The organism is Staphylococcus sp. NWU MKU2, from assembly GCF_033283605.1.
In the GTDB taxonomy this organism is placed as follows: Bacteria; Bacillota; Bacilli; order Staphylococcales; family Staphylococcaceae; genus Staphylococcus; species Staphylococcus haemolyticus.
In genome coordinates this window covers 18744-34243 of sequence record NZ_JAVSMH010000006.1, presented here as the reverse complement: position 1 = coordinate 34243, position 15500 = coordinate 18744, and the positions used below count along the sequence as shown (strand labels likewise).

Here is a 15500-nt window from a genome sequence, read left to right as displayed (position 1 = left end):
AACCTTATTCTCATAATGATAGCGCTTCATCACACAATTTAATTCCAATCTTATTTAATAAGTAATTATTATTGTACTTATCACATTAATAACCAATTCTTATACTTAAATTTCTGAAAATTGCTATATTTTAAAAATTAGTTTGTTATACTTTGAGTTAACTAACAAAGGGGGCCATTTTATGACCACTAATACAAAAGAAAGAACATCTTTAGTTAATAAATTTCTAAATGGTGTTGAAAAAGCTGGTAATAAATTACCAGACCCTGCAATGCTTTTCTTCTTAATGTGTGTTGGCTTAGCTATTATCACTTGGATTGTGTCTCTTTTTGACGTATCAGTGAAACATCCAGGAAATGGAGAAACCATACATATAAAGAGTATTCTTAGTACTGAAGGTATCGCTATGATTATGAATGATGCCGTTAAGAACTTTTCTGAATTTCCTGCACTAGGACTTGTATTAGCAGTGATGATTGGTGTCGGTGCTGCTGAGAAATCAGGATATTTTGATAAGTTAATGATTTCAGTTGTTAACCGAGCTTCAAAGCGAATCATTGTACCGACTATCATTTTAATTGGGATATTAGGAAGTCTAGCTGGGGATGCAGCAACAGTCATCTTACCCCCACTTGCTGCAATGATCTTTATTAAGATTGGCTATCACCCAATCGCCGGTCTTGCAATGGCCTATGCTTCTTCATTAGGTGGTTTTGGCGCAAACTTTTTAATTGGTATGCAAGATGCATTAGTCTATGCATTTACTGAACCAGCAACGAAGATTGTTTCAGATAGCGTCAAGATTAATGTGGCTATGAACTGGTACTTTATTGCCGCAAGTGTCATCTTAGTACTTCCTGTTATCTATTTCACTACAACAAAGGTTGTTATACCACGTTTAGGTGAATATGATGCGAGTCAAGCTAATTATGATGAAGACGAGGAAACATCATCTCATATTACGCCAACTGAAAAGAAAGCATTATTCTGGGCGAACATGTCATTTCTTTTACTGATTGTTGCCCTAATCGTATGTTGTATTCCAGAAGGAAGTTGGTTAAGAAATGCTAAAACAGGCAGTCTCATTGACGACTCACCTTTAATTAATGGTGTTGGTTTAGTGATTCTTGTTATTTTCTTAATTCCTGGGATGGTCTATGGCATTTTGAGTAAACAAATCAAGAACTCGAAAGATTTAGGTAGTATGATTAGTGACTCTCTTGGTTCTATGGGGTCTTTCATATTAATCGTATTCTTTGCCGCTCAATTATTAGCGTTCTTACAATGGAGTAATCTTGGTATTATTGTGTCAGTCTATGGCGCCAAATTACTTCAACATCAAAATGGTATCGTGCTTATTATAGGCATCATTATTCTTAGTAGTTTGATTAACTTAATTATAGGTAGTGCATCGGCTAAGTGGGGTATTCTTGCTCCAATCTTCGTACCGATGATGATATTACTAGGTTATCATCCTGCATTTACTCAAATGATTTATCGTGTTGGTGATTCAATTACAAACCCAATCACTCCGATGATGCCTTATATGCCACTCGTTCTATCTTACGCGCAAAAGTATGATAAAAATATGAAACTAGGTTCCCTACTTTCAAGTTTAATGCCATACACCTTTGCGTTAGGTGTCGTATGGACATTATTCGTTATCGCTTGGTACTTACTAGGTATTCCATTAGGACCAGGTGGACCTGTTAAAATTCCGAAATAATATAACAATTAAACATAATATTTTAGCCTTTTAAATGTGCACAAACCTCCTCTATCTTCGAGGAGGTTTATTTTTATGTAATCCCTTACAAAATTTTTACTTATTACTAAATATTTATAGCAGTCTCCCTTTTTCAAAGTGTTATATTACGGTAAAATAAAGGTATAGAAGTGTATTTTAATCAACATTATTCTAGTCATTTAGGAGGACACGATGGAAGAACGAATAGGTTTAGTAGATATTGGATCAAATACTATCAGATTAGTTATTTTTAACTTTAATAAAGAATCAGGAATTAATGAATTGCTCAACATTAAGACGCCTGCACGACTAAGCGAATATCTCACTAAAGATAATAAAATGAGTAAAGAAGGCATAAAAGTACTCATTGATGCATTACACAGCTTTAAATCTGTGTCTGATAAATTCAATGTAACTGAATTACATCCGATTGCTACTGCCGCAATCCGTCAATCTAAAAACAATGATGAAATTGTCAATGAAGTTAAAAATGAAGTTGGTATTGATATTAAAATCGTACCCGAAGAAGACGAAGCTTACTATGGTTATTACGCAATTACTCACACTACTGAAATTGAAAACGGAGTATCCGTCGACATCGGTGGCGGTTCAACTGAAGTAACGTTATTTAAAGATAAAGAACTATTTGAATCACATAGTTTCCCTTTCGGTGTCGTAACACTTAAAAGAAAGTTCTTCAACGACAAAGATCATAACGATAAAGGTGCTATTAAAGATATGGAGAAATTCCTATCTCAACAATTTGAATCTTTAGAGTGGTTGAAAGATCAAGAGGTTGCACTTGTAGGTGTCGGTGGTTCCGCACGAAATGTAGCTCGAATCCATCAAGCCGAACATTCATACCCTATTGGCGGTGTACACAATTATACAATGACGAATAAAGATATTGATGAAGTTTTTGATATCATTCGTAAAAGTGATCGCGATGATTTAACCAACCTTGACGGCCTAAGTCGTGACCGTGTAGACATCATCTTACCAGCTGTATCAGTGTTTAAAACGTTGTATAAAATTGTAGACGCTAAACAGTTCACATTCTCTAGAAACGGTTTACGTGAGGGATATGTCATGAAGCAAGTACGTGAACGCTACCCTGATGTCTTCGATAAAAATAATGTACGTAAAGAATCCATTCACTTCTTAGCACGTGAATATAAGATTGAAGATGTTAGTTCACAAGCACGTCTTAAATTAGCTAAATCCTTATTATCACAATTAATTGATATCGCTGATTTAGACATTAGTGATAACGATCAACGTCTATTTGAAGAAGGCGCTTATATTTACTACCTAGGTAGCTTTATCGATTCAGATTCAAGTTCTCCACACACGTACTACATCATTGCTAACTCTATGATTAACGGTTATACACATAAAGACCGTGTTAAATTAGCGTTACTCGCTAGTTTCAAAAATAAATCACTATTGAAATTCTATTGCAAAGAAACAGATTGGTTTAGCAATAAAGAAGTAGATACGATTCAAGCGCTCGGCGGCATCATTAAATTTATCAACGCATTAAACATTTCACAAACGAGCTTCGTAATCGATGTTGAATTGAAGAAAAAGAAAAAAGGCGACGAGGACTATCAATTGACTGTTTACTATACTGAAGGCGAGCCCATTGCAGAAGAATATCAAGCAAACAGACAGAAAAAACATATTGAAAAGATACTTAAAGGAAATGTTTCCATTATCTTTACAAAATCTTAAAACAAGTATGCTATCTTAAAGTTAGGATATTATGCCTTTTACTTACTAATTGAAAAGAATAACGCATATTTGAGGAAATGACGAGGTGTATTTGGAATGCAAACTCAATTGGGAGAAAATGATATTAGCTTACCGCAATACTACAACAACCGCGAATTAAGTTGGCTTGATTTCAACTATCGCGTACTTCAAGAAGCATATGACAAAAACAATCCGCTACTAGAAAAATTAAACTTTATATCTATTTTTAGTTCTAACTTAGATGAATTCTTCATGGTTCGCGTTGCAGGTTTAAAAGACCAAGTTAAGATGGGCTATGACAAACCAGAAAACAAAGCACAAATGACACCACAAGAACAAGTTGATTCCATCCAAGAAAAAGCTAAAAAATATGTTGATACACAATATGAACGTTATAACGAATTAATGACTGAACTTCAAGATTATGAAATAGTGATGTGCGAACCACATGAATTATCTGAACCTTTATTAAACAAATTAGAAAGAGATTTTAAACTAACGATTCTGCCAACTTTAACACCACTTGGCATTGATGCGTATCATCCTTTCCCTAAACTTAATAATAAAAGTTTAAACATCTTCGTAGACATTGATACTGAAGATGCGATTAATTCAGCAATTGTGCAAATCCCGTCACTCATTCCAAGATTCTTAACTTATAATGAAGGTGCTAAACAATATGTCGTCATGGTTGAAGACGTCATCACATACTTTATCAATTATTTATTTACTGGTTATGAAGTATTAAATACCTTCACATTCAGAATCACAAGAAATGCCGATTTAACGATACATGAGGATGGCGCTGAAGACTTACTTATCGAAATCGAACGTTTCCTTAAAGAACGTAAGAGTGGTTCAGCTGTACGTCTAGAAGTTGATGGTCGTACTGCAAATCCAGATGATTTAGACTGGCTTATCGAAACATTGGAAGTTGATAAGCAAGATGTTTATTTCTTAAATGGACCATTAGACTTAACATTTATTTTCGGCTTAGTCGATCACCTATCTCATAAATTAAATTATTTAACTTATGAAAAATATTCACCACAGATTCCACGTTCTTTAGGCAATAATAATTTATATGAACTTGCATTAAAACGTGATATCTTCTTCCATCACCCATACGAATCTTTCGAACCGATTGTTGACTTTATTCGCGAAGCTGCGGACGATCCAAATACAATAGCGATTAAACAGACATTGTATCGTGTTAGTAAAGACTCACCTATTATTAAGAGTTTAAAAGAAGCTGCTGAAAAAGGTAAACAAGTAACCGTACTTGTAGAATTGAAAGCACGTTTCGATGAAGAAAACAACGTACACTGGGCACGCATGTTAGAAGATGCAGGTTGTCACGTTATATATGGTATGACACATCTTAAGACACACAGTAAAATCGCTTTAGTCGTTAAACGTATTGGTGGCGAATTAACATCATTCGTTCACTTAGGAACAGGTAACTATAACGACAAGACTGCGAAACTCTATACAGATATGGGTATTATCACTACAAATGAACAAATTGCAGAAGATGCCATTAACTTCTTCAATTATTTAAGTGGGTACTCAGTAAAACCAGAATATAATAAATTAATCGTAGCACCATTTGATATTCGTGATGTCTTTATCGATCGCATTGATAAAGAGATTAGCAGTCACCTTCAACATGGCAACGGTAAAATTATGATGAAGATGAACTCACTTACGGATAAAGCCATCATTGAAAAGTTATTCGAAGCATCACAAGCCGGTGTGAAGATTCAACTCATTATTCGTGGTATCTGTTGCTTAAAACCAGGTATTCCTGGTATAAGTGAGAATATTGAAGTGGTAAGTATCGTAGGTCGTTTACTAGAGCACTCTCGTATTTATTACTTCCATAACAATGGAGATGAACGCATCTATTTATCATCAGCTGATGTAATGACACGTAACATGATTAAACGTGTAGAAATCTTATTCCCAGTTGAAGATAAAGAAATTGGAAAACGCCTAGTCGACTTCATGGACTTACAATTATCTGATAATCAAAAAGGACGCTACCAAGATGAACATGGTCATTATCACTATGTGGGAAATAACTTATCACCGTTAAATTCACAAGTCTATTTAATGCAAGAAGCAATTAAATATGGACAAGAACTTAAAAAACGTTCAGCTCAACCATCAGGTATGCCAGTTGTGTCTAAACGTCGTGCGAATTGGATGAATCGTATCCGTCGTTCTCTAAAGAAATAACATATAAAATAGGCAATGGTCGCTCATGACCATTGCCTTTATTTTTGTAAACAATTTTATTTCTTAGGGTAATCGTACCAATGATTTAAGAATTGGTAGAGAACATCACTATAGGTTTGTAGTTCTGATGCTTCTATCTTCTCATCTACGCTATGTGCTTCTTCTAAACTACCAGGCCCGTATAAAATAGTTGGTATACCAAAGTGTGCTGTCCAACCACCATCAGTTACAGTCGTACTCATACCATGCTTTAAATCCGTTCCATGAACAGTTTGATGTGCTGACTGTAATTGTTTAAATCCAGGATGTTCAGTAGGTATGGTGAAGCTAGGGAAGATTTCACCTTTATCTTCAATCATTGATTCACCGCCCCATTCAAACTTCAATGGATTCTCTCGAAGCCAAATATCAGCCTCAGCCACACGATTCAAGTAATCTTCTATTTTTGCAACTACATCTTCATATCGCTCGTTTGGCAAATAATGAACCGTTATCCATAAACGACATTCATCTGCAATGAATGCTGGATGGCGTCCACCTTCAATCACTGCCGGGTTAATGGTATTTGCACCTGGAGGCATACCAGGACTATGTTTCATTACAGCCCAGTGCTGTTCTAATTCGTTTAGTGCGTGAATAATTTTTGTCATTTTTTCAATGGCACTCGCACCAAATAGCCCACCACCAGCATGGATGGTTTGACTACGCGCACCATCATGAATGGTATTCTTACTTTTCACGGTAATCCAGCCGGTAATCACACCACCTTGACCAAGCACCATATTCTCACTTGTATCTAACACAAGTGCTAGATCAGCTTTAGGTCCAATTTCACAAGCAAGTTTCGTACCTGCTTCACCTACTTCTTCTCCTACGACAGACTGTACAATGATATCGCCTTTAGGTTGGCGTCCTTCTTGATGTAACTTTTCAAGAACATAAAATAATGACGCCATACCACCTTTCATATCACTTACTCCACGACCATAAAGCCAGTCATCCACTTGGGTTAATTCAAATGGTGAATACGTCCAGTTTGAATCATCATCTACTGATGCCACATCTACATGGCCATTTAATATAAGTTTAGGTGCGGAAGGGTCACTCCCCTTCAAAGTCGCGACAATGACACTATCATTCTTATAAAGTTGTTCCCGTTGAATACTAAATCCAAGTGCTTTTAATAATTCTTCAATCTCATCTTGCAAAGGGTCTGTATTACGTCCAGGTGGACTCTCCGTATTATAGCTAACTAATAATTCTAATAAGTTATAAAGACGTTTCTCCATCTTTGTCACTCCTCTAAATCTTAGTTATCCCCACTATCGTCCTTCATTACCAGTGTATCACGATAAAGATTACAAAAAAGGTGTTTCTTGCCAAATGACAAGAAACACCTATGACTATTATTATACTGGTCGCACAGTCACTTCGTTTACATTGACATGTGCTGGTTGTGTTAGTGCATAAACAATCGCATCAGCTATATTTTCAGGATCTAGTTTCTTACGACCACCAAAGTCACTGCGTTCTGTCATTGGTGTATCTACCATTCCTGGTAATATGCTTGTTGTTTTAATCCCTGTTTTTGCTAATTCTTTTTCTAAGCCATTAAAAATCATCAGTACAGCGGATTTAGTTGCACTATATAATGCACTTTCTTTAGATACTTCATTCGCAGATATAGATGCTAAATTTACCACATGTCCTGACCCTTGTGCTTCAAACTTAGGTAATATCGCATTGAGACTGTATAGAAGTCCTTTAATATTCGTATCAACCATTGAATCCCATGACTCAACTTGATAGTCTGTGATTTTTGATGAACGCATGACACCTGCACAATTTACGAAGATATCCACGTGTCCAAATACATCGATGGCTTTTGCTACTAATGCATCTACTTCTACTTGGTTTGTCACATCTGTAGGTACAATATGTATATTGTCTTCATTCATATCTTTCGCTACCGTATTCAATTTATCATGACTACGTCCTGCTAATACGACTTTAACACCTTGCTTCTCAAGTGCTTTTGCTGTTGCTGCTCCGATACCACTACTTGCACCGGTAATAATTGCTACGCGTCCGTTTAATTCTGTCATTTCACTTCATCCTTTACTTTAGATTCATAAAATACATTACCTTATTTAAAATGCATTAAACCTTTAAGACAATTCCCAGGAAATATTATTATGAAAATACTAAGATGAATTGTAATCTTTAAGAAAACGTATTAAAGTTAATATATGTAATTAAATCATTGGGCATATAGAAAGATAGGAGGATACACAATGACATTTGAAGAACGTATTCAAGCGTTACGTGCTGAAAAGAGTAGAACAAGTTTCTCGTTTCATTTCATCGATTTATATAGTGAAGAAGAATGGATGAATATGAGTGTGAAGCAACGTACACGCCAAGAGAGAGAATTTATCGCACAATTGGACCAAATTCCACGTGTAAGAATGCCATTCTCTAGTCAAGAAGGCTACAAGTTTAAGTTATATAATCAAGAATATCAATATAATGAAGTTAAGAAGAATTTCAAAGATTTATAATACACTGAAGCCCGTATCTCTATGGTAAGATACGGGCTTTCAACACATTATTCCAGAATGATTAGGGGTATATTTATGGTATGACTTCGACTGCTCACCAACGAAGGCATATAAGGTTCTTGAATGTTAATAGGAGGCCATTCAATTTGTATTAATTTGTAACGAGTGTTTTACGTTCGAGTCCATAGTAATATAGTCGTTCTGCATCAATATATGGAATTGAATCGATAGTCAAGTAGCCATCTTTAATATCACCGATCATTCCTTGATTAACACCAGTTTTCAAATAAATGTCGTAACTGCCTTCATCAGAAAAAACAACTTCTTCAATTACTTTTCTCATCAGTATCACTTCCCATTACTTATTCCTTACAATTCTTATCATACACCCTTTTAAAAATTTTTAAAGTCTTTTGTGATACTTTTCACAAATAGTTCACTTTTTTGAAAATGAAAGCTATTGAAGGAATTTATGTATGTGGAATATAAAAGGATTTATATTTCACTTAAGTCGATATACTTGCCTAGGGGGCTATAAAGTAGTTCTTAGATAGATATTCACTTGCTTAAGTTATTTCGCTTTCCTGCGGGAAAGGCTCAAGCCTGTAGTCTTGAGACACTTTCTTTTCCGCTAGGAGTCTTATAACTTCGCTACGTTATCTATCTTAGAACTACTCACAATGCGCTAAAGCACTTAGGTTCAGGTAATTATACTTTTATGTTATCCCTCTTAACTATGATGTATATTCTATGGTTTAACATTAAATATTTTAAATTGAATACACTCGGCATTAAAGACTTTCTCTATTAAATCCTCTACACTTTCAAATTCATCATGGTTTTCATATGGATCAATAATATAAAACTTAGGTGTTTTACTATTTAATCCTATAATTCTGAATATCAAATATTTTTGAGGGTTCTCATACATGGCATATATTTCATTTAATGATAGGTAAAAAGGTTCATCCTCTTTTTTAGATTTAGTGGCTTTAATTTCAATATATTTTTCAACTGGACTATCTAAATTTTGAGGATCAAAAGCAGTCATGTCATATCCATATCCGTGCAGTTCACCCATAGATGTATCAATTGTATTAATAAATTGTTCTTGTAAATTTTTATCAGATATATTTTTTTCAATTAAATTCATAAAATATTGATAAGCTAATTTTTCTCCAATTTGTCCCGTTATTTTGTTTTCTTTATGGGCTTTTTCAATGTCGTCATCAGTTTGTTTTTTAGTAGAGGTCTTATATTTTTTTGCATATGTGGAAGCTTTGGGCTTATCTATTTGAGACATTTGAATATTTTTATTTTCATTAATACTTTCATTAAGTTCTTTAGTCTCTATTATTGTAACTATTTCATTAATATTTAATAATAAAGCGTTATATTCATTTATATTAATTTTATTTACTAATCCGTTAAGTAATTTAATCATTTCTTTGTAGTCTGAAATCATCATATCCTCGGTATACACTTCAGTCTCAAAATCATAATACTTATAAATAATTGAACCGTGAGCATATCCACTTGGCAAATCCGATTTATCATATTTACTATCCTTATTATTTGAATAATAAAATCTACCTACTTCAAAGTTATTATCATCCAGATATGACGCTAAATACTTGGAAAGGGCAAGTGCTTTTTCTTTAGCTTTTTTCACACCAAAAGTTTTTTCTTTAATTTCGCTCCAACCTTGATTTAAAGAGAGATATACCCCTTTGCCTTCGGGGTGAAATAAATAAACAATGTAGTAACCTTTTTGAGTGCTTTTAGTTATATTAGTGTTAAAGGTAGTAACCCATGGAACCATACTATAATTTCCCTTTCCAACACTTCCAGTAGTTAAAAGGTCTTTATTATTAGATAAATTTTCTAGCTGTTTGGGCAATAATTCTTCAATAATTGATGAATACTTGTCACTTAGGTCCCAATCTTTATTCGTTCTGACATCCTCACTATTTTTCATTTTTATCAAATTCAAAACATTTTTTATATCTTTTATCATCTTGAATCCCTCTAATCATTATGTATATTACATATATTATTATATATTCAAAATAATAAAAGACACCATAGTGCAATTTAAAATCTGACTAATTACACTATGGTGATCGTTAATTTTATTCTTCTACAATATATCTATATATATCATCTCTAATTGATGTCTTCATAGTAAAATTCATTGTTACTACTCTATCACCAATATCTCGAATTTCTTCTTTAGCTGTTCCTTGGATGTATTCTGCTTCTCCTAAATAATAATGAAGTCTTCCTTCAGCATCACTTTTCTTTACAAAAATATAAACTTTTTTATTTTTCTCTTTATGGTTAATAATATCTTGTATTTCATTACTTTTTAATGATGCATTTGCTCTTGAAACCCAAGCTAATTCATCTTGACTTATAAAATGATCTTCATATTTAATATTATCTTCTATATCTTCAGATTTTTTATATGTAATAAATACTGGAATATGATCATCTAACACTCTATAACCATAAATGTTATTACTCATATTTTTTTCATCATTTCTCCAGTTTACTAATTTTAGAAAATCTAATCTCGAATATTGATTATAAAGGATTAAGTCATTCCCTGAATTTTGAAACTTCTCATTATAATATTTAGCTAAACTAATTAAATCGTCTACATATAATTGATATTGCATATCTGCCAAATGTTTTTTAAATGAAGCGCTCAAACTATATTTATTTCCATTCTTAGTTATAATTGGACTACCATATCTCGCATGTTCTGCTTGACCAAAATATTCTAATGTTAATATTTTTAAAGAAGTGTTAATATCCTCATTATTAAGATAATTCAATTCATCATATATTTCTTCACCTATTTGACCTTTATTGATTATATATTCAAGTACTAAATAATCCGAATTTTTTAATCCAGGTGATATTTCTCTTGATAAGAAACATAGATTTTTTGTTGCATCATCTGAGAGTTCCATTTGCGTATATTTATATTTCTTTAAAAATTCATGATAACTGCTAAATTTAGATAAAATAACCTGAGGGTCAATCGAATTTTGTTCAATATAGTCCATAAGCATTGGTGTATGACCTATTCGTTCTTCAACAGTTTTATATGCATCAATAATAATTTTTACACTATTTAATTTAGCATTATCTATAGAATCATAGATTTTTTTCTTAGCGATTTCTTCAAAATTAATCGTAGATATACCTTCTATTTTATTAGGGTTACTTAAAAACTCACGATATGCATTTTTATTTTGAGATTGATTGTCTGACAAAGCTATTGGAATAAGATAGTTATTTTTATAGTTACCTATAAAATCTATGATTGTAACATATTCTTTTTCAGAACTTTTTCTCAATCCTCTACCTAACTGTTGAATAAATATAATACTAGATTGTGTACCTCTTAACATTAAAATTTGATTCACTTCTGGAATGTCTATACCTTCATTGAATAAATTGACTGTAACGATATAATTAATTTCACCATTAATTAGTTCATTTGTTACTTTCATTCTTTTATTAGGGCTATCACTACCAATCAGTGACTTACTTGGAATATTTCTAGCTGTCAGCATTTCTGCTATTTCAATAGCTTCTTCTTTTCTACTAACGAATATTAACCCTCTTAATGTATCACCTGAAAAACCGTAATAGTTTGCTTTTTCAACTATGTGACTAACCCTTTCTTCAGAAGTTAAATCTTTTAAATCAGTAAAATCATCACTTTCTATGCCATTATGTACATAATCGGTAACTCCATAATAATGAAATGGACAAAGTATTTTGCTTTCCAAGGCTTTAGGTAATCGAATTTCATATGCAATATTATTATCAAATAATTTGAATATATTTCCATCATCTGTTCTCTCCGGAGTTGCTGTCATACCTAACATAAAATCAGGATTAAAATAATTAAAAATAATTTGATATGTTTTAGCATCAGTACGATGCGCTTCATCAAAAACTATATAATCGAATGCGTCTTTTTTAAAGTTTTTGTAATTATCATTTCTACTTAAAGATTGAATAGTTGCAAAAACATATTTTGCTTCTTGTTCTTTATGAGTAACTGTATATAAACCAAACTCTTGCGGATTTTCATGGGGAAATACTTTTATAAATTCTTGGCGAGCTTTCTTTAAAATACTCTCATTATGAACAATAAATAAAAATTTAGTAGGCTTATAATTCCTTACATCCAATGCACATAAAATAGTTTTACCAGTTCCAGTAGCCGATATAACTAACCCTTTATGTTCACCTGATTCTCTTAATTGTCTTAGAGACATCAAAGCTTCTTCTTGCATGATGTTTGGTTTTATTTCATTGGTTTTATTAAATTTGTTTAATAATGTGTTTTGCTCACTATTGATTTCAAATAAATTTTTATAGAGTTTCGGACTAAATGATAATTCATAGTCTTCAATCCATTTCTCATCTAAAGGTATACTGTTATCCCATAATTCTTCAAATTGATACCTTACATTATGTATTAAATCGCCATTTTTATGAGTTGACAACAAAACATTATGTTCATAATTTACTTTCATTGCAGTTGATGTCAGGTTAGAGCTCCCAATGATCATAGAAGAATAATTATCATGGTCAAATATATATCCTTTCGCATGAAAACCCTCAATGTCTGTTAAGCGTACTTCAACATTGTTTAGTTTCAATAATTCTTTATACATTTTAGGGGTATTAAATCCTAAATAATTCGAAGTAATTAACTTTCCTGAAATTCCTTTTTTATTTAAATCATAGAGTGCTGATTTAATACTTGCTAACCCACTTTCAGTAATAAACGCTACTGATATATAAAATGTATTACATTTGTTTAACTCATTTAAAATAGTTGTTAATACGTTTTGATTTTTATTATTTATTAATATTTTGGGATTCAAATTACCTTCGTGAACAACGTTTTTATCTATAAAACCTTTATTCAATGACTGCTTTAAACTATCTACTATATTATTAGCCATTATTCTTCACCAGTTGAAATCATTTCTACTGCTGGAATATCTGCTGGTGCCCATTGAAGTGTTTTTAATTCACCAGCATGTAACCACTTGATTTCTTTGTGTTCCGTTAGCGTAGGCATTTGATTATTTAATGTACACTTAAAAGTAGTTAATCTTACAATGCCAAATTCGTATTCGTGTTCAGTTGTAGTCACTTTGTCACCGACAACTAAATCACACTTCATCTCTTCCTGTATTTCTCTGATTAAAGCTTCTTTTTCAGATTCTTCAGGCTCAATTTTGCCACCTGGAAATTCCCACATTAATGGTAATGACATGTTTTCACTACGTTGTGCACATAAGATTTTCCCTTCTGAATAAATTATAGCGCCAACAACATTTATAACCTTTTTCATAGAAAAGACCCACACCTTTTTATTTTATTAATTATAATTTTATCAAAACTTACATTTTCATCAATCCTCTTATCTAAAAGTATGTATAAGTTTTTTAAAACTTAAATTGAACATATTTAGTTAGAATTTTAAAGCAAATTTGCATTTTAAGAAATCCACCAATTATTGATACTTTCTGTCCATCTTTTGATAACGGGCGCCATTATGTTTGCAGTATAATTAACTCACATTAGATCGATCTGATGCATGAGGGGGATAATAAGCTCTCAACTGATAAAATTCGTTAGAGGCGCATCTTAACTGGAGAGTAAGGTGGGTCTCTTTCTTTTTCAATAAATTTTAAATGAAGTAAAAAGATTGATATTTTTAGCTAAAGATTTGATATTACGACAGGTATTCTATCTGAATAATATATTGTACAATTTAAGTGTATTAGATATACATCTAATACATAGAGTTTTTGAGGAGGTTGGGAAGTATAACCATTACATATTATATTTCCCAAAAAGCTCATCTTAGCGGAAACTGAGATGAGTGGAATTTATACTTCTTGATATATGTTCATAATGCTCGTGACATGTCAGTCAACTCAACATGAATCAAACAGCCAAGATTACGTAATCCAAAGAAGAACCCATAATTCTTTACCATATGTCAGGTGTATTATGAACTATATTTTTAGGAAATAAGCTATTACAAAATTTTTAATTAATACTTACTCTCTGATGCTTTAACTAAGTATTAATTAAGTCGAAATGTCTCTAAAGAAGTATAGGTGCGATGTTTTTTACATCAAAGATGAACCCCATAAACATTTAAGCTGATCACTTAAGTGCTTATGGGGTCTTCTTTTGTATCATTATATTAAAATCCTAATTCTTTTATAAACTTAATGAGTTCATCTTTCATCTTTGGATCTTTAAGTGCATATTCAATCGTTGTTTTAACGAAGCCTAATTTTTCTCCAACATCGTAACGATCGCCATCAAAGTCGTATGCATAAACTGGAATATCACTATTCATACGTTCAATCGCATCAGTGAGCTGAATTTCATTTCCAGCGCCTTCTTTTTGTGTTTCAAGATAGTCAAATATTTCAGGTGTTAAGATGTAACGTCCCATGATGGCTAGATTTGAAGGCGCTGTACCTTGTTTCGGTTTCTCAACAAATTGTTTTACCTCGTAACGACGGCCTTCTTTTTCTAATGGATCAATAATACCATATCTATGAGTAACGCTCTCTGGTACTTCTTGAACACCAATGACTGAATGACCTGTTTCTTCGTAAACGTTCATCAATTGTTTGATAGCTGGTGTCTCTGATTCAACAATGTCATCACCTAATAAGACTGCAAATGGTTCATTTCCAATAAATTGACGTGCTGTATGAATCGCATGTCCTAATCCCTTCTGTTCCTTTTGTCGAACGTAGAAGATGTTTGCTAAGTCTGTAGAATATTGTACTTTCTCAAGTAGGTCATCTTTTCCTTTTTCTTCAAGAACCATTTCTAATTCTTTTTGATTATCAAAATGATCTTCAATTGCGCGTTTATGTTTACCAGTTACGATGATAATATCTTCAATTCCTGCACGAGAAGCCTCTTCCACTATGTATTGAATTGTAGGTTTGTCTAGAATAGGAAGCATTTCTTTAGGCATCGCTTTAGTAGCTGGTAAGAATCGCGTCCCTAAACCAGCAGCAGGTATGATTGCTTTTTTTATCTGTTTCAAACTCAAGTAACTCCTTTGCACATTCTGTCTTTTATATCATTTGTTAGTTTATCACTCTTTTTATTTCTTTCCT

11 protein-coding genes are annotated in these 15500 nt (G+C 32.6%); 4 read left to right on the top strand and 7 right to left on the bottom strand.

The window, feature by feature from the left end:
• The first annotated feature begins 181 nt into the window (after positions 1–181).
• The 3 genes from SBL15_RS09655 to SBL15_RS09645 all read left to right on the top strand — a co-directional run bounded on the left by SBL15_RS09655 (position 182) and on the right by SBL15_RS09645 (position 5743).
• Positions 182–1726 (top strand): AbgT family transporter, encoded by a 1545-nt coding sequence (locus SBL15_RS09655; RefSeq protein WP_107613558.1) that lies wholly within the window; start codon positions 182–184, stop codon positions 1724–1726.
• A 213-nt stretch (positions 1727–1939) separates the two neighbouring features.
• Positions 1940–3481: an exopolyphosphatase gene (ppx, locus tag SBL15_RS09650; RefSeq protein ID WP_317955854.1), complete on the top strand. Its 1542-nt coding sequence runs from the start codon at positions 1940–1942 to the stop codon at positions 3479–3481.
• Positions 3482–3577: 96 nt separating this feature from the next.
• A complete protein-coding gene (locus tag SBL15_RS09645) occupies positions 3578–5743 on the top strand; it encodes an RNA degradosome polyphosphate kinase (protein ID WP_107611512.1) in 2166 nt (721 codons plus the stop codon).
• A 56-nt stretch (positions 5744–5799) separates the two neighbouring features.
• On the opposite strand, the gene SBL15_RS09640 is transcribed toward SBL15_RS09645, so the two are convergent.
• Together SBL15_RS09640 and SBL15_RS09635 are read right to left on the bottom strand one after the other, a co-directional pair.
• The gene (locus SBL15_RS09640; RefSeq protein ID WP_107637384.1) at positions 5800–7032 is read right to left on the bottom strand and encodes an acetylornithine deacetylase; all 1233 of its coding nucleotides are present in this window, start codon (positions 7030–7032) and stop codon (positions 5800–5802) included.
• 120 nt (positions 7033–7152) lie between these two features.
• Entirely contained in the window at positions 7153–7848 is a 696-nt protein-coding gene (locus SBL15_RS09635; protein WP_037570697.1) for an SDR family oxidoreductase, read from the bottom strand.
• Positions 7849–8037: 189 nt separating this feature from the next.
• On the opposite strand from SBL15_RS09635, the gene SBL15_RS09630 reads away from it, so the two are divergent.
• Positions 8038–8304, top strand: a complete 267-nt coding sequence (locus SBL15_RS09630; protein ID WP_053016455.1) for a DUF1413 domain-containing protein — start codon at positions 8038–8040, stop codon at positions 8302–8304.
• A 151-nt stretch (positions 8305–8455) separates the two neighbouring features.
• On the opposite strand, the gene SBL15_RS09625 is transcribed toward SBL15_RS09630, so the two are convergent.
• The 5 genes from SBL15_RS09625 to galU all read right to left on the bottom strand — a co-directional run bounded on the left by SBL15_RS09625 (position 8456) and on the right by galU (position 15427).
• Positions 8456–8647: a hypothetical protein gene (locus SBL15_RS09625; protein ID WP_011274908.1), complete on the bottom strand. Its 192-nt coding sequence runs from the start codon at positions 8645–8647 to the stop codon at positions 8456–8458.
• A gap of 405 nt (positions 8648–9052) precedes the next feature.
• Entirely contained in the window at positions 9053–10321 is a 1269-nt protein-coding gene (locus tag SBL15_RS09620; protein ID WP_107637383.1) for an MrcB family domain-containing protein, read from the bottom strand.
• Positions 10322–10436: 115 nt separating this feature from the next.
• A complete protein-coding gene (locus SBL15_RS09615) occupies positions 10437–13301 on the bottom strand; it encodes a DEAD/DEAH box helicase (RefSeq protein WP_317955849.1) in 2865 nt (954 codons plus the stop codon).
• Entirely contained in the window at positions 13301–13696 is a 396-nt protein-coding gene (locus tag SBL15_RS09610; protein ID WP_016930782.1) for a (deoxy)nucleoside triphosphate pyrophosphohydrolase, read from the bottom strand. The genes SBL15_RS09615 and SBL15_RS09610 overlap by 1 nt, the downstream gene beginning before the upstream one ends.
• Before the next feature lie 864 nt (positions 13697–14560).
• A complete protein-coding gene (galU, locus tag SBL15_RS09605; protein WP_011274904.1) occupies positions 14561–15427 on the bottom strand; it encodes a UTP--glucose-1-phosphate uridylyltransferase GalU in 867 nt (288 codons plus the stop codon).
• Positions 15428–15500: the final 73 nt, after the last annotated feature.